We start from the raw sequence: 16,342 nt of genomic DNA on the forward strand, positions 1-16,342 counted from the left end.
GCCATGACCCCTCCCTTGAGGCGACGACGGCCCCTCTCACCCGTGTCGAGCCCGCGACCCCCGCACAGGAGGCCGGAGAGAGCACACGGGAGGTGAGGAGGCCGAAGCCCTTGGTCAGACCGCCGGCCCAGGCGGGGTCGTCGGCGAAGGAGGTCTCCCCTCGATTCCCCCTGCAGCGACCGCGGCAGCCGGGACCGCTCGACCAGCAGGCGGGCGAACGCACCGGCGATCTGCCCAGGCCGCCGTCCGCAGGGCTGTATCGGCCGCCTCCGCCCAAGCGCGGGCTGATGACCCAGATCGGCGACATCCCGATCAAGGCCGCCTACGCGCTCGGCGCCGCCGTGGTCACGGTGATCGTTGTCGTGCTGATCTTCGTCCTGTTCTCGGGCGACGAGCCCAAGGGGCCGCAGGAGTCGCAGGGGCTGCCGGTCTCCGACGCGCCCTCCGCCTCGGGGCCGGGGGCGGCCGCGCTTCCCCCGGTGCCGGAGAGCCGGGTGTTCGAGGTGTTGCCCGGCAAGGCGTCGGCGGTGGCCGGGCGGGTCACCGATCGCAAGACCGGGATCAGCTATCCGAGGCTCGGCAGGCCGTGGCAGCTGAAGTCGTACGCGCCGTTCGTGGTCGCCCAGCGCGTGGGCAAGGTCGCACAGCCGCACACGATGATCGCCTCGGCCCTGCTGCCCGGCGACGGGCTGACGGCCAGGCCGGTCGACGACGCCGGTTTCCGCGAGGCCGCGGTCGTGGCGGCGCGCTGGTCGGTGCGCACCCAGCATCCGGCGGGCAGCACGGTGACGTGGACCGCCTCGCAGAAGCTGGCCAAGGGCAAGGGCTGGGTCCTGGGCTATCTGGTCAGCTACGAGGTCGACGGCACGGCCAGGTCGTCGCAGGCCATGGTCGCCGTGGTGGACGTCGGCAAGCGCAAGCCCGCGATGTTGCTGGCCTCGATCCCCGACACGCGCAGGACGCAGTGGCGTGATCTGAACACGCTGGTCGGAGGGGTACGCCGGATCTGAGGCCGGGACACGCTCCGGCACCGCTGTACGCAGACGGAGGTTCTAGAATATGGTTCTGTAGAACCGTTGGAACCGCCCGGAGGGTGAATCATGGCGATCGGGTTGAGCGAGGAGCACGAGGCGCTGCGCGAGTCGGTGAGCGGCTGGGCCGAGCGCGCCATTCCGGCCGAGGTGCTGCGTGCCGCGGTGGGGGCCGCCGGAGCCGAACGCCCCGCGTTCTGGACCGGCCTCGCCGACCAGGGCCTGCTCGGCCTGCACCTGCCCGAGGAGCTCGGCGGCTCCGGCTACGGCCTGCTGGAGTGCGCCGTCGCCGTCGAGGCGCTCGCCGAGCGCGTGGCGCCCGGCCCCTACGTGCCGAGCGTGCTGGCCTCGGCCGTCGTGCTCGCCGCCGAGGGCAAGGCCAGGGCCGAACTGCTGCCCGGCTTCGCCGACGGCTCGCGCATCGGCGCCGTCGCCCTGACCGGCGCGCTCACCGGTGTGCGCGGCGACGACGGCGCCCTCGTCGTCTCGGGTACGGCCGAGCCCGTGCTCGGCGCGGCCCTGGCCGACGTGCTCGTGCTGCCGGTCGGCACCGAGGCGGGCGAGGAATGGATCGCACTCGACGCGAGCACCGCCCTGATCACCCCGCTCGCCTCGCTCGACCTCACCCGGCAGGTCGCCAAGGTGGAGCTGGCGGGCGTGCGCGTCCCGGCCGAGCGTGTGCTCGACGGCGTCGAGGGCCCGGCCGTGCTCAACCTGGCCGCGATCCTGCTCGGCGCCGAGGCGGCCGGTCTGGCCGCGTGGTGTGTCAGGGCCGCCGCCGACTACGCCAAGGTGCGTGTGCAGTTCGGCAGGCCGATCGGCCAGTTCCAGGGCGTCAAGCACAAGCTCTCGCGCATGCTCGTCGCACTGGAGCAGGCCAGGGCCACCGTGTGGGACGCCACCAGGGCGCAGGAGGGCAGGGAGCTCGACTATGCCGCGGCCGTGGCCGGTGTCATGGCGCCCGACGCCGCCGTGCAGTGCGCCAAGGACGCCATCCAGATCTTCGGCGGCATCGGCTACACCTTCGAGCACGACGCCCACCTGTACTACCGCAGGGCGCTCACGCTCAGGGCGCTGCTCGGCCCCGCCGCCGAGTGGGCATCGGCCGTCACCTCGCTCGCCCTTGAGGGCGTCTCCCGTGACATGGAGATCGACCTGCCGGAGGAGGCCGAGGCGCTGCGGGCCGGAATCAGGGCCGAGATCGCCGCGATCGCCGTACTCGAGGGCAAGGACCAGAAGCGGGCGCTGGCGGCTGCCGGATTCGTCATGCCGCACCTGCCCAGGCCGTGGGGCAGGGACGCCAAGCCGCTTGAGCAGGTGCTCATCCAGCAGGAGCTCAGGGCGGCCAAGGTCAGGACGCCCCAGATGATCATCGGCGCCTGGGTGGTGCCCTCGATCGCCGCCTACGGCACCCAGGAGCAGCAGGACAGGTTCCTCCCGGCCACCCTGAGCGGCGAGATGATCTGGTGCCAGCTGTTCTCCGAGCCCGGAGCGGGATCGGACCTGGCGTCGCTGCAGATGAAGGCCGAGCGGGTCGAGGGCGGCTGGCGGCTCAACGGCCAGAAGATCTGGACCTCCGTCGCGCACGTCGCCGAATGGGGCATCTGCATCGCCCGCACCGACCCGGCCAAGCCCAAGCACGACGGCATCACCTACTTCCTCGTCGACATGAAGGCCCAGGGCGTCACGGTCAGGCCGCTGACCGAGATGACCGGCGAGAACCTCTTCAACGAGGTCTTCTTCGACGACGTCTTCGTGCCCGACGAGCTCGTCGTCGGCGAGGTGAACGAAGGCTGGCGGGTGGCGCGCAACACGCTGTCGAACGAGCGGGTGTCGCTGTCGTCCGGCTCGGGCGGCACCGGCGCCTCGGTGCCCGACCTGCTCGGCCTGATCGGCAGGCTCGGCCGCGACCTCACCCCGGCCGAGAGCGGGCTGGTGGCCCAGGTGGTCTGCGAGGGCCATTCGATCAACGCCCTGTCGTTGCGCGTCACGCTCAAGCAGCTCGCGGGCGCCGAGCCCGGCGCCGACGCCTCGGTGCGCAAGCTGCTGTCCACCTCGCACGCCCAGCACGTCTCGGAGGCGGCCGTCGAACTGCTCGGCGCCCAGGCCGTGGTGGCCGCCGACATGCATCTCGGCGACGCCGGGTACTGGAACCGTGCGGTGCTCGCCACCAGGGCGATGACCATCTACGGCGGCACGACGGAGGTCCAGCTCAACATCATCGGCGAGCGCATGCTGGGCCTTCCTCGTGATCAGGAGCCTGGCAAGTAGTCTTAGCCCCCACATCAGGGGGTAAGGAGTTCGATGTCCACGCTTGTCACGGTCGGTGAGAGGTCAGACCTGGCCGTGACGCCGCGTGGGATCACCCGCTGGAACCACTCCCTCGTCGTGATGGCCGCGATCGTGACCGCCTGGGCGGGCTGGGAGCGGCGCTGGGTCACCGACGACGCGCTGATCGCCGTGCGCACGGTACGCCAGTTGCTCGCGGGCAACGGGCCGGTGTTCAACGCGGGCGAGCGGGTCGAGGCCAATACCAGCACGCTGTGGACGTACTTGGTCGCGGCCGTCGGCTGGATCTCGGGTCAGGACGCGGCGCTGATCAGCGTGGCGATCGGCCTGGCCTGCTCGATCGCGGCCGTGGCGGTCGCCGTCGACGCCACCAGGCGCCTGGCCGGGCCGGACCGGGTGCTGCTGCCCGCGGGCGTGCTCGTGGTGCTGGCGTTGCCGCCGTTCTGGGACTTCTTCACCTCCGGGCTGGAGACCGGGCTGACCTTCCTGTGGATCGCCTGGTCGTGGTGGCTGCTGGTGGAGGCGCGCACGGTCCGGCCGTTGCTCGCCGTCTTCGTCCTCGGTCTCGCGCCCCTGGTACGGCCGGAGCTGGCGCTGGCCTTTCCGCTGTTCTTCGGGGCGTTCGTGCTGATCAGGCGGCCGGGCAAGGGGCGGGCGCTGGGCTGGCTCGGGGTGGCGCTCGCGCTTCCGCTGGCGTACCAGGTGTTCAGGATGGGGTACTACGGGCTGCTCGTGCCCAACACGGCCGTCGCCAAGGAGGCGGGGGAGAGTCAGTGGCTGCGCGGGCTCGGCTATGTCGAGGACCTCGTGCACACCTACTACGTGTGGGTGCCGGGGATCATCCTGGTGGCCGCGGCGGCCAGGACGTTCTCGGGCAGGCGGTGGCTGGTGCCCGCCGTGCCGGTGGTGGCGGGGTTGCTGCTGCTGGTGTACGTGACCAAGGTCGGCGGCGACTTCATGCACGGGCGCATGCTGCTGCCGGTGCTCTTCCTGCTGCTGCTGCCCGTGCTGGTGCTGCCCTCGGTGGTGGCGTGCGCGTGCACGCTGGTCTGGGCGCTGGTGTGCGCGGCCTTCGTCCGCGTGCCCTATGCCGGGCTGATCGGGCCCAAGGGGATCGCCGACGAGCGCGGCTTCTACGTCAACGCCGTGCACGACGCCAATCCGGTCGGGATGGGCCCCTACATCAGGAGTGCGCCCCGGCTGACGGCCCTGGCCGAGCAGGACGGCCTGTCGGTCGACGGCGGCGCCTTCGTCGCCCTCGATCCGGCCAGGGGGGCGCGCACGGCCGTCTCGGGCAATGTGCTGGGCACACTGGGCACGGTGGTGCCGCTCGACGTGCTGGTCGTCGACCATCTGGGCCTGACCAACGCGGTGGGCTCGCACATGCGGGCGCCGTGCGGCGGGCGGGTCGGGCACGAGAAGCGGCTGCCCAACGCGTGGATCTACGCCGACTACGCCGCGCCCGGCTTCGTGGCCGCCGATGCCAAGCTCGCCGCCGCCGTGGCCGGGGCCAGGCGTGAGCTGGCTGGTGCGGAGCTGCGGGAACTGCGGGAGGCGACCAGGCAGCCGATGACGTTCGACCGGTTCACCGCCAACCTCACCGGCGCGGTCGGCCGTACGTTCTTCAGGTTCTCGGCGGGGCCGACCGGCTGCAGGGAATGAGGGCGGCACGCGTCGCCGTCGCGCTGGGTCCGGCGGCGCTGGGGCTGGCGCTCGGCGTGCTGGCGCTCTGGCCCGCGCTGGGAGCGGGCTTCGTGCTGCGCTACGACATGGTGTTCGTGCCGTCGCCGCCGCTCGCGCCGCCGTGGCAGGGGTTCCCGCGTGCGGTGCCGAGCGACTTCGTCGTCGCCCTGCTGGCACGGGTGGCGCCTGCGGAGCTGGTGCAGAAGGGGGTGCTGCTCGGCCTCTTCGTCCTGGCCGCTTCGGGCGCTGCGGCGCTGGTGCCGGAGGAACATCGCCTCGCCCGGCTGGTGGCGGCGGCCTGCTACGCGTGGAACCTCTATCTGGCCCAGCGGCTGCTGCTCGGGCAGTGGGCGCTGCTGCTCGGCTTCGCCGGGCTGCCGTGGGCGGTGCGGGCGGCGACGGCGCGTGCGTTCTCGCTGCCGCGTGCGGCGGTGGCGCTGCTGCCCGCGGCCGTCGGCGGGTTCCAGGCGATGGCGATCTCGGCGCTCACCGTGCTGCCGTGCGCACTGGCGTCCGGCGGGTGGCGCAGGGGCGTGCGGACGGCGGGTGTGCTGGCCGTCCTCAGCCTGCCCTGGCTGCTGCCCGCGCTCGGTTCGGGCGCGCGTACCTCGCCGGACGGCGTGGACGCGTTCGCCGCCAGGGCCGACGGCCCCTTCGGCGTGCTGGGCGGCCTGCTCGGCCTCGGCGGCGTGTGGAACGCGCAGGCCGCCGTGCCCGGCCAGGAGACGTGGTGGTCGGGAGCCGTCCGGGTGGGCCTCGTGCTGGCCGGACTGTACGGCTTCGCGCGGGCGGGGGCGGAGGGGCGGCCCCGTGGGCTGGTGGTGGCGGCCTCGGCCGGGTTCGGCCTCGCGGCGCTCGGCGCGTTCGAGCCGGGGCGTGCGCTGCTGCGGGCGCTGGTGGGCTGGTGGCCCGGCTTCGGGCCGCTGCGGGACGGGCAGGTGTACCTGGCGCCGCTGGTGCTGCTGGTCGCGCTCGGGCTGGCCTGGCTCGCCCGCGGCATGCGGCCCGCCTGGTCCGCCGGTGTGCTGGTGCTCGTGCCGGTCCTGGTGCTGCCGACGTTCGCACTCGGCGCGTTCGGGCGGCTGGAGGCGGTGCCGTACCCGGGGGAGTGGGGTCAGGTGCGCGACATCGTGGACGCCGATCCCGCGCCGGGCACGCTGGTGTCGCTGCCGTGGGGTGCGCACCGGGCGTTCGGGTGGAACGGCGGGCGGGTGGTGCTCGACCCGGCGACCAAGCTGTTCGCCAGGCGGGTGGTCTGGGACGACACGCTGCGTGTGGGCAGGCCGGACGGCACGACGATCAGGGTGACGGCCGAGGATCGGCTGAGCCGGGCGATGGGCGCGGCGGTGGCTTCGGGACGGCTGGCCGAAGGGCTGGACGCGGTCGGCGCACGCTATGTCCTGATAGCCGGAAAAGAGAACAGGTTCCGTTTGGCACCGAACGGCTGGACGCCGGTGTTCGCGGGGGACGAGCTTCTGCTGTTGCGACGGTGACCTCGGGTTACGCCTGCCGGTACTGGCATACCGGAGGGTAACTTGCTTTATCACGGTTTGACGATAGCTCTGGCCTCCCGCGTGAACACGTTCTACTCTCGGCACACTGCGCGTCCACATCTGGAGGGAGAGCTCTGTGTTGCGAGTGATCGCTGCCTTGGCCGTCGGGGCCGTTCTGGCGGTCGGGGCCTCCGTTGCAGTCGTCAATGTCGCCTCGCCCACCCCCGAGCCGCCTAACCAGCCGCTCTACAACTACGGCACCAGGTGATCGTTCCGCCTCCCGTATGACCGTCACCGCCTGACGGGGCCATGTCCATCGAGTTCGGGGCGTGGCTCCGCCATGCCGTCATGCCGTCATGCCCTCACCCAGCACATCCCGCGGCGCACACCGAGGAGCGAACGTGGTCCTGACCCGACAGCACGCGCAGGCGACGCCGTTCGCCGTGCCGAAGCCGCGCGAAGGCGGCGACGACGCCGGGCGGGCGCTGGCCGGGGTCCGGGTGGCGGTGCTGAACTTCCGCGAGCCCGCGCAGGCGGCGGCAGGCGGCGCCGAGGAGTACGCCTGGCAGGTCAGCAGGTACCTGCTGGAGCAGGGCGCGAGCGTGCACTTCGCCACCAGCCGCGAACCCGGCCAGGCCGCGAGCGAGCGGCGCGACGGCGTCGAGCTGCGCCGGATGGGCAACCGCTACCTGGTCTATCTGCTGGTCCCGCTCTGGCTGCTGCTGCGGCGAAGGCGCTTCGACGTCGTCATCGACTCGATGAACGGCATCCCGTTCTTCGCCCCGCTCGTCGTGCGCCGCCGTACCCCTGTGGTGTGTCTGGTGCATCACGTGCACGACCGGCAGTTCCATGCCTTCTGTCCGCGCTGGCTGGCCAGGATCGGGTGTTTCGTCGAAGGGCCGGTGGCCAGGCTGGTCTACCGGGGCGCCACGACCGTGACCGTCTCGCGGTCCTCGCGTGCGGATCTGCGTGAGCGGTTGCGGTGGCTGGCGCCGATCGTGATCGTGCCCAACGGCGGCAACGCCGCGCGGCCCGTCGAGCCCGCCGCCGTGCCGGGGCGGCCGGTGCTGGTCTGCGTCGGCAGGCTGGTCGGGCACAAGCGGGCCGAACGGGTCGTGTCGCTGGCCGCCGATCTCGCGCCCGGGCATCCGGACCTGCACGTGCACATCGTCGGGCGCGGTCCCGAGCTGGAAGCGCTCGGCACGCTGGCGGACGGGCTCGGCGTCTCCGGGCGGGTGCACCTGCACGGCTTCGTCGAGGAACGGGCCAAGAACGCGATCATCTCGGCGGCCGTGCTGAACGTCACCGCCTCCGCGTTCGAAGGCTGGGGCCTGACCGTCGTCGAGGCGGCGGCGCACGGCGTGCCGACCGTCGCCTACGACGTAGCGGGCCTGCGCGACTCGGTGCGCGACGGCGTCACCGGCTGGCTGGTCCGCGAGGGCGAGAGCCTGCCGGACGCGGTCGAGCGCGCCCTGACCGAACTGGCCGACCCGGCCAGACGCGAGGAGGTACGGCAGGCCTGCCTGAGCTGGGCCAAGGAGTTCAGCTGGGCCAGAACCGGCGCCGGCATGACGGCCCTGCTGCGTACGGAGCTCTCCGGCCTTGAGCGCTGACGCCGGGCGGGACGTGCACGCGAGGAGGATCCACCACAGGCTCAGGCTGCTGGCCGGATGCCTGTTCCTCGTGGCGGTCGCGTTCAACACCGCGCCCGACAGGATCCTGTCGGAAACCAAGATCGACATGGCCGCCAACCCCCTGGGCTTCCTCTCCAGGGCGTTGCACCTGTGGGACGACGGCTACTTCGGCCACCTGCAGAACCAGGCCTACGGCTATCTCTTCCCCATGGGCCCCTTCTACGCGGCCGGCCTGGAGCTGGGCATTCCCTCGTGGAACGTGCAGCGGCTGTGGATGGCCCTGGTGCTCTGCACGGCCTTCGCCGGGATCGTCCAGCTGGCCAGGGCGATGAGGATCGGCTCGCCGACCGGCTGGACGATCGCGGGGCTGGCCTACGCGCTCGCGCCGCACGCCCAGGCGCTGGTCGGGATCAACTCGTCGGAGTTCCTGCCGTCGGCGCTGCTGCCGTGGATCATGCTGCCGCTGGTGGCCGCGGCCGACGGCAGGCTCGGCACGCGCAGGGCCGCCTGCCTGTCGGCCCTGGCCTTCGCCTGCGCGGGCGGCGTCAACGCGGTCGCCGAGCTCGCCGTGCTGGTCGTGCCGCTGATCTACCTGCTCACCAGGCGCGGCGAAGGCCGGTTCAGATTGCTGGCGTGCTGGCTGGCAGCCGTGCTCGCGGTGTCGTTGTGGTGGTTGCTTCCGCTGCTCCTGCTCGGCTCCTACATCTTCTCCTTCCTGCCCTACATCGAGACGGCGAGCGCCACCACGTCGGTGACGTCGCTGGCCAATGTGGTGCGGGGCAGTTCGAGCTGGCTGAGCTTCCTCACCGTGGACGGCAGGGCGTGGGTGCCCGCCGCCTCCACGCTGGCGCTCAACCCCTGGTTCGTCGGCGTCACCGCGCTCGTCGCCGGGCTCGGTCTGGCCGGGCTGGCCGTGCGCAGGCATCCCGACCGGGCGTTCCTGGTGCTGTCGGCGCTGGCCGGTGTCACCGTGCTCGGGGCCGGGCACGTCTCGGGTCTGGGCACACCGCTGGCCGAGCCGATCAGGCTGCTGCTCGACGGGCCGCTCGCCGCCTTCCGCAACCTGCACAAGTTCGACGCGCTGGTCAGGCTGCCGCTGGCGATGGGCCTGGCGCTCGTGCTCGCCGCCGCCTCCGGCCGGGTCAGGGCGCCGCTCACGGTCGTCGTCGCCGGGCTCGCCGGGGTCATGGTGGCGCCGATCGCCGCCGCCGGGCTGTCCACGGGAGGCGCGTTCTGGCAGTTCCCCGAGCACTGGCAGAAGGCCGCCGCCTGGCTGGACGCCAACGCGGGAAGCGGGCTGGTGCTGGCGCTGCCGGGGTCGAGGCGGGGCGAGTACGACTGGGGCAGGCCGCTCGACGAGCCGATGCAGCCCCTGCTGACCAAGGCGCGATGGGCCACGCACACGATCGTGCCCTGGGGGTCGGCGGGAGGCGCACGGCTGCTGCGGGCCGTCGACGACCGGTTCTCCGCCGGGCAGGGCTCGGCCGGACTGACCGCGACCCTGCGCCGCATGGGCGTGAAGTACCTCCTCGTCCGCAACGACCTCGACCGGGCCACGATCAGCGGCGCCTGGCCCGCCAGGGTGCACGAGGCGATCGGCGAGTCCCCGGGCCTGCGCCGCGTCGCCGGGTACGGCCCCCAGGTCGGCGTCGAGCACAACAGCACGGCCTCCGGCTGGTACGACCAGCCCTACGACTCGCTGGAGATCTACGAGGTCGTCGGCACTGCTCCCGTGGCGGGCACGGTGCCGATCGCGGGCACGGTCAGGGTGACGGGCGGGCCCGAGGCGATCCTGCCGCTGGCCGACGAATGGCTGGTGACCGACGACAGGCCGCTGCTCGTCGGCGACGACCCCGGCGCCGAACGCGTGCCGACCGGGGACACCGTGCTCACCGACACGCTGCGCGAACGCCAGCACTCCTTCAGCGACGTGCGCAGGGGGTACTCGGCCACGCTGGCGCCGGGCGAGACGCACGCCAGGGACGCGCCCGCCCACGACCTCACCGACAGCGCGTGGAGCCGCTACACGACGGTCGCGGGATACGGAGGCGTCGCGGGCGTCACGGCCTCCTCCTCCGAGTCGACCGTGCTGGCCCTGCCCACCAGCAGGGATCCCGGGCGCCTGCCGTACTCCGCCGTCGACGGGGACATGCGCACCGGGTGGCGCAGCGACGGCTGGGCGGGTGCGGTCGGGCAGTGGCTGGAGGTGCGCTTCGCCGGGCCGCGCGATCCTCGGTCGGTCGTGCTGGCCTTCGACCGCTCGGTCGACGCGGCGCCCGTCACCCAGGTGGAGATCGAGACCGACGCCGGTCGCACGCGGGCGGGCGTCAGGCCCGACGCCGACGAGCAGACGGTCGCCGTGCCGCCGGGCCTGACCCAGCGCCTGAGGGTGCGCATCACCGCCGTCGCCCGGCCGGTCAAGGGCCAGGCGGCGAGCAGGGCGGGCATCCTGGAGCTGAAGGTGGCAGGCGTGCGCGCCTCCCGCACGCTCGCCGTACCCGGTGTGCGGGAGGACGGCACGGGCGCGCCGACGGTCGTGCTCACCCGGCAGGACGCCGTGCCCGCCTGCATGAAGGGCTCGTTCGCCTGGGTCTGCTCGCCCCGCATCGAGGTGCTGGGCGAGGACGGCAACGCCTTCGACCGGACGTACGAATCGCAGAGCTCCGGGACGCGGACGATCACCGGCCAGGCCGTGCTGACCGACCCGGCGGCGGTGAGCCACCTGCTCAACCTGCCCGGGGTGTACCCGCACGTCACGGCCTCCTCCACCGCCGTCGACCACCCGGCCGCGACCGCGCGCTCGGCCGTCGACGGCGACAGGAGCACCGTCTGGTACGCCAACCCGCTGGACAGGCGGCCGGCGCTTACCCTCGACCTCGGCCGGGCCAAGGAGCTGTCGCTGATGCGGCTCACCTTCCCCGACTCCTACCTCGGCCTGCCGCCTGTGAAGATCACCGTTCGCGGCGGCGGCCAGGCGCGCACCGGCTGGGTGGGCGCCAGCGGCTGGTTCGACTTCGCGCCGCTGAAGGCCAGGACGCTCACCGTCGAGTTCCATCCGGCGGCCGGTCAGCCGATCGAACTGCTCGACCTGCGCATCCCCGGCGTGACGGCCGCTCGTGCGCTGCCGGGCCTGCCCGCACGCCAGCCGTGCGGCTTCGGCCCGGCGCTCGCCGTCGACGGGCGCGACGTGGCGACCGAGGTGGTCGGCGGCACGCTCGACGACCTCTTCAACGGCCGTCCCGTCACCTTCCGCACGTGCGAGCCGGTCGCGGTCGCGGCGGGCACGACCCGGCTCTCGGCGCCCGCCTCCGACACCTACCGCGTCGACTCGCTCGCCGTCAGGCCGGTCGCCGACGGGCAGGAACAGGAACGCGCGGTGCGCATGACGGCGGCCGGGATCGGCTCGTGGAGCGAGTCGCGGCGCACGCTCAGGGTGGACGTCGCCGAGCCGAGCTATCTGGTCGTCAACGAGAACCACAACACCGGGTGGCGTGCCGTGCTCGCGGGCGAGCGGCTGCGAGCGGTCAGGCTGGACGGCTGGCGGCAGGCCTGGGTGCTGCCTGCGGGGTCGGCGGGCGTCGTCACGCTGACGTACACGCCGGACGAGGCCTATCGGTGGACGCTGGCGGGCGGTGGCGCGCTGGTGCTGGTCGTGGCGCTGCTCGCCGTGCTGCCCGCGCGCCGGGCCCGGACGCGGGTGCTGCGGCCGGTGCGGGCGCGGGCCATGGTGGTGGGGCCGCTGCTGGTCGGCTGCGGGTTCGTCGCCGCGGGTGTGCCTGGCGTGGTGCTGACCGTGGTGGGCTTCGCGGTGTTCAGGGCGGCGGCCGTGCACGGTGCGCCCGGACGCGGCCTCGGCCGCGGGGTCGCCGCCTGGGCGGCCTCCGGGGTCGTGCCGGTCGCCTTGATGCTCGGCGCCGGGCTCTGCCTGACGGCTCAGGCGCCAGAGCTCAAGGACCACCTCGCCCAGCTGCTCACCCTGCTCGCCCTGACCCATCTGGGCGCGGTGGCCGCCGGTGGTGACGCCGCGGCCGCCACGCGCGATGTACAGGGCACGCGGGACACGCCCGCGCCCGAACCGATCGGAAGTGGGCCATGACGCCAGCAGGCAGGCGGCCGGGCGGGCTGCTCCTGGCCGCGTCGGCCCTCATCGCACTCTCGCTGGTGCTCAAATGGGCCGTCGCCGTCGAGGCGTACTTCAAGGAGGACGACTTCGAGTTCATCGCCAGAGCCGCCGAAAGCGGTCTGACCTTGGACTATCTCACCCGCGTCCACCACGGGCACCTGATGCCGGGCGCGTTCGCCCTGGTCTGGCTGCTCACCCAGCTCGCCCCCTACAGCTGGGCGCTCGCGCTGGCCGTCACACTCGCCGGGCACGGCCTGGCCGCACTCGCGCTGCTGCACATGCTCGTCGTGCTCTTCGGCAGGCGGCCCGCGGTGCTGGTGCCGCTCGGCGTGTTCCTCTTCGGCGCGCTCACCGTGCCGGTGCTGGCCTGGTGGGCGGGCGCGCTGAACACCGTGCCGCTGCAGATCGCGCTGCCGATGGCGGTCGCCGCCCATGTCAGGCATGTGCGCACGGGGGAGTTCCGATATGCGTGGCGGGCCTTCGGGTGGGTGCTGTTCGGCCTGGCGTTCTTCCTCAAGGCCGCCGTGATCCCGGTGCTGCTGTTCGCCCTCACGCTCGTCCACCACCGTGACCGTGTCCGCGCGCTCGGCCGGACCTGGCTGCTGTACGGCTCGGCGGCGGCCGGATACGTCGTGCTCTACCTCACGCTGGGCGGCGCCTCGCAGGACGGCGCCACGCTGCCGGACCCGGTGACCGCGCTGCATCTGGCCTGGCGGGTCGTCGGGCCGACGTTCGCCACGTCGGTGCTCGGCGGGCCGTGGCGGTGGTTCTCCGCACCCGACTGGGCCACCGCCAGCCCGCCCGTCGGCCTGGTCGTCGCCTCGGTCCTGGTGGTGGCCGTGCTCGTCGTGGCCTCGATCCGGATGCGGCGGCACGCGGCGGGCGTGTGGGCGTTGCTGCTCGGCTATCTGCTGGTCGCCGGGGTGGCGCCGCTGCTGGTCGGCAGGGCGCAACTGCTCGGCGCCTTCACCGGCAACGACACCAGGTACGTCGCCGACGCGGTGCCCGTGCTGGCCCTGGTCGTGGGGCTGCTGCTGCTCCCGCTGGCCGGGGAGAGCGAGCCGTACCTCAGGCCGGTGCCGAGCCGGGAGATCGGGTTCGGAGTCGGCGGGGTGCTGATCGGGGGGTTCCTCACGGCCTCGGTGCTGTCGGCGAACCTGTTCGGCTCCTACCTGGGCGCGCAGAACAAGCAGAGCTTCATCGCCAACGCCCGTGAGGCGATGCGCACGCTGCCCGTCGACCGGCCGGTCTTCGACCGGGTCGCCCCCGAGTACCTGCTGCCGCCCTCCTACGCCGAATACGCGATGATCTCCCGGATCGTCGGCCCGCTCGGCGACGACGAACGCAGACGCCACCTCTACCTGCCCCAGGCGGGAGCCGACGGCCTCGTGTTCGACGACGAGGGCAGGCTCAGGCCGGTGAGTGTGCAGGGCGAGCCGCTGCGGCCGCCCGCGCAGTGCTGGCCCGAGCAGGACGGCGTCGTCCGGGTGCCGCTGCCGGCCGAGATGCCGCTCGGCGGTGTGGTCAGGCTGGGCACGCTCGCGCCTTCGCAGGGCCGTGCCACGCTCGTGATCGGCGGGCGCAGGACGCCGGTCGCGGTCGGGAACGGGCTGGCGCAGATCTTCTTCACCGCGCCGGCCGGGGTCAAGGACATCCAGGTCGCCGAGATGAGCCGAGGGGTCCACATGTGCTTCAGCGACGTCACCGTCGGCAAGGCGGTGCCCAGGCCATGAGGGTGCTCGCGCCGCTCACGCTCGGGCTCGGGGCCTTCGCCCTGGTGTTCGCGCTGCTGCTGCCCGACGTCGTGCACGAGCGGATCGCACGGCACCCGCTCGCGTACTCGGGCTCGGTGCGCCTGGAGGCCGAGGACGCGCTCTACTACGACACGGCCACGCTCAAGGAGCGCAGGGGCGTGACGCTCGCGGCCACCACGCACCTGGTCGGCGACGAGAGCGCGGGCGACGCCGACACCGCCGTGTGGACCGAGTTCGCCACCCTCGACCTCTTCGGCGGCGAGCGCGTCGACTACCGCCAGCGCCGTGTCGCCTTCGACCGGCGCACCGGCGCGACCGTCCACTGCTGCGGCGAGTACGTCACCAACGCCGCCGCCGACCGGCCCGAAGGCCTGGCCTTCCGCTGGCCGGTGCACACGGCCAGACGCGACTACCCGCTGTTCGACCCGGTCACCGCACAGGTCGTGCCCGCCTGGTTCGAGGAGGCGACCAGGCTCGACGGCGTGCCGGTGTACCGCTTCACCCAGCAGGTCAAGGCGGCCCCGGTCGGCGAGACGATCACCCTGCCGAGGTCGGAGGCCGGGTTGTGGGGCGGCGAGGAGCCGGTCGCGCTGCGCAGGTACGCCGAGGTCACCAGGACGGTGTGGGTCGAGCCGGTCAGCGGTATCCCGGTCAAGGTCGAGGAGCGGCGGCGCGACGTGCTGCGCGGCGCCGACGGCTGGGACAGGCGCACGATCCTGCGGGCCGACCTGAGGACCAGGCCGGGCGACGTGGCCGCACTGCTCGACCGGGCCAGGGCCGCGATCAGGCTGGCCGACCTGGCCGGGGGCGCCCTGCCCAAGGGCCTGCTGGCCGCGGGGGCGCTGCTCGTGCTGGCCGGGCTCTATGCGGCGTTCCGGCCTGGCAGGAGGTCAGCGCCTGCGCAGGATGAGCAGGAGGTTCCAGCTGACGATCTCGCGCAGGCCGGGCACCCTGACGACGCCCTGGGCCCAGCGCGGGTGGTAGCGGGGAAGGGCGTCGACCACGTCGACGAGTGAGCTCCTCCTGGCCCAGCGCAGCGCGTCGCCGATCGACACGGCGTACATGCTGGAGCCGTAGACGTTCTTGGGGCGTCTGCCGTGCGTGCGCTCGTAGCGCCTGGCCGCGCGGTGGCCGCCCAGGTAGTGCCAGGGGGAGGTCTCGTGGCCGCCCCACGGCGAGAGCCAGTTCGTGAACGACAGGTACACCAGTCCGCCCGGCCTGGTCACCCTGGCCATCTCGTCGGTCATCGTCCACGGTCTCGGCACGTGCTCAAGGACGTTGGAGGAGAAGCACACGTCGATCGAGCCGGTGGCGAACGGCAGTTCCATCGCACTGCCGAGCACCGCGCCGTCGGGGATGACGCCGTCGCGCGCCGACATCTCGCCCGCGTCCACGTCGACGCAGAGCGACCGCGCCCCGGCCGCGCGCAGCGCCTCGGTGAAGTAGCCGGGCCCGCCGCCCACGTCCAGGACGAGCCTGTCGTTCAGATCGGTGTAGGCGCCGAGTTGGGCGACGGTGTCCCTGGCGAGCAGGCCGTAGAAGAACTCGGGGTCGCTCTGCTCCTTGCGGAAGGCGCCGAGCAGGCGCACCGATCGGGCGAGGTCGGCGCGGAAGGGTGCGGGCGAGGACACGGGCCGCCTTTCTGCGGGGGGTGGAGCGAGAGCCTACCTTGCGGTAACCGAGTGATGTTCCGTATCTTCGGCCGCAGCTTCGGCAGGAAGGGCGTGCTTTGGCGAAGGTGAGGACGGCCGGGATCCGCCTGGGCGCGGCGTTCGTCGTGCTGCTCGTCGTCGTCGCGGCGGCGCTGCTCAGGATCAGGGTGCTGGCCAACGGCTACTTCGCCGAGGACGACGTCGCCCTGATCGGCAGGGCGGCGACCTCCGCCTTCGGGCTCGACCACCTGACGGCCTTCTACGACGGCAAGTTCATGCCCGGCGCGGTCGGCCTGGTGTGGCTCGTCACCTGGCTGGCGCCCTACGACTGGGCGCTGGCCTCGGGCGTGGTGCTCGTGCTGCAACTGCTGGCCGTCCTGGCCGTCTACCGCATGTGCAGGCTGCTGTTCGACTCGCTGGCCGGGGCGCTGGTGCTGGTGGCCCTGTATGCCTTCGTGCCGCTGACCGTGCCCGCGATCGGCTGGTGGGCGGCGGCGATCAACGCCATTCCGCTGCAGCTCGCGCTGCCGATGGCGGTCATCTGTCATGTCAGGCACGTGCGCGAGGGCAAAAGGAGGCACGCGGTGTTCGCGGCGGCCTGGATCGCGTTCGGGATGGCGTTCTTCATCAAGGGCGTGTTCGTCCCGCTGCTGCTGCTCGCGCTCACCGCCGCCTACCTCGAC

Annotated in this window: 9 protein-coding genes and 1 pseudogene; 9 read left to right on the top strand and 1 reads right to left on the bottom strand. The window is 72.9% G+C overall.

The genetic code is table 11. The annotated features are described in order from the left end of the window. Positions 1-110: 110 nt before the first annotated feature. The 9 genes and pseudogenes from ACTWNK_RS09095 to pgfA form a co-directional block, all read left to right on the top strand. Entirely contained in the window at positions 111-1,010 is a 900-nt protein-coding gene (locus ACTWNK_RS09095) for a hypothetical protein (RefSeq protein ID WP_474303425.1), read from the top strand. 90 nt (positions 1,011-1,100) lie between these two features. Continuing rightward, positions 1,101-3,302 carry an acyl-CoA dehydrogenase gene (locus tag ACTWNK_RS09100; protein ID WP_474303426.1) on the top strand — a complete coding sequence of 734 codons (2,202 nt, stop codon included), beginning with the start codon at positions 1,101-1,103 and terminating at the stop codon, positions 3,300-3,302. Positions 3,303-3,335: 33 nt separating this feature from the next. Beyond that, positions 3,336-4,982, top strand: a complete 1,647-nt coding sequence (locus ACTWNK_RS09105) for an arabinofuranosyltransferase AftB family protein (RefSeq protein ID WP_474303427.1) — start codon at positions 3,336-3,338, stop codon at positions 4,980-4,982. After that, positions 4,979-6,496, top strand: a complete 1,518-nt coding sequence (locus tag ACTWNK_RS09110; RefSeq protein ID WP_474303428.1) for an MmpA family trehalose lipid delivery protein — start codon at positions 4,979-4,981, stop codon at positions 6,494-6,496. The genes ACTWNK_RS09105 and ACTWNK_RS09110 overlap by 4 nt, the downstream gene beginning before the upstream one ends. Positions 6,497-6,632: 136 nt before the next feature. Beyond that, positions 6,633-6,764, top strand: coding sequence for a hypothetical protein (locus ACTWNK_RS09115; protein ID WP_474303429.1), 132 nt, complete (start codon positions 6,633-6,635; stop codon positions 6,762-6,764). A gap of 133 nt (positions 6,765-6,897) precedes the next feature. Beyond that, the gene (locus ACTWNK_RS09120; RefSeq protein WP_474303430.1) at positions 6,898-8,109 is read left to right on the top strand and encodes a glycosyltransferase family 4 protein; all 1,212 of its coding nucleotides are present in this window, start codon (positions 6,898-6,900) and stop codon (positions 8,107-8,109) included. Then, positions 8,099-12,226: an alpha-(1->3)-arabinofuranosyltransferase domain-containing protein gene (locus ACTWNK_RS09125; RefSeq protein ID WP_474303431.1), complete on the top strand. Its 4,128-nt coding sequence runs from the start codon at positions 8,099-8,101 to the stop codon at positions 12,224-12,226. The genes ACTWNK_RS09120 and ACTWNK_RS09125 overlap by 11 nt, the downstream gene beginning before the upstream one ends. Then, the gene (locus ACTWNK_RS09130) at positions 12,223-13,986 is read left to right on the top strand and encodes a hypothetical protein (RefSeq protein WP_474303432.1); all 1,764 of its coding nucleotides are present in this window, start codon (positions 12,223-12,225) and stop codon (positions 13,984-13,986) included. The genes ACTWNK_RS09125 and ACTWNK_RS09130 overlap by 4 nt, the downstream gene beginning before the upstream one ends. Beyond that, positions 13,983-14,861, top strand: a pseudogene (gene pgfA / locus ACTWNK_RS09135) (cell envelope lipid trafficking protein PgfA); the annotation flags it as partial. The gene ACTWNK_RS09130 and the pseudogene pgfA, both read left to right, overlap by 4 nt. Positions 14,862-14,897: 36 nt before the next feature. Here pgfA and ACTWNK_RS09140 read toward each other — a convergent pair. After that, positions 14,898-15,638, bottom strand: a complete 741-nt coding sequence (locus ACTWNK_RS09140; protein WP_474303433.1) for a class I SAM-dependent methyltransferase — start codon at positions 15,636-15,638, stop codon at positions 14,898-14,900. Positions 15,639-16,342: the final 704 nt, after the last annotated feature.

The sequence above is a fragment of the Nonomuraea sp. IBHARD001 genome, from assembly GCF_056106265.1.

Excerpts from the sequence above, each read along its gene's own strand:
- ACTWNK_RS09110 (WP_474303428.1), top strand. The coding sequence starts at position 4,979 with ATGAGGGCGGCACGCGTCGCCGTCGCGCTGGGTCCGGCGGCGCTGGGG.
- ACTWNK_RS09105 (WP_474303427.1), top strand. The coding sequence starts at position 3,336 with ATGTCCACGCTTGTCACGGTCGGTGAGAGGTCAGACCTGGCCGTGACG.
- ACTWNK_RS09100 (WP_474303426.1), top strand. The coding sequence starts at position 1,101 with ATGGCGATCGGGTTGAGCGAGGAGCACGAGGCGCTGCGCGAGTCGGTG.
- ACTWNK_RS09130 (WP_474303432.1), top strand. The coding sequence starts at position 12,223 with ATGACGCCAGCAGGCAGGCGGCCGGGCGGGCTGCTCCTGGCCGCGTCG.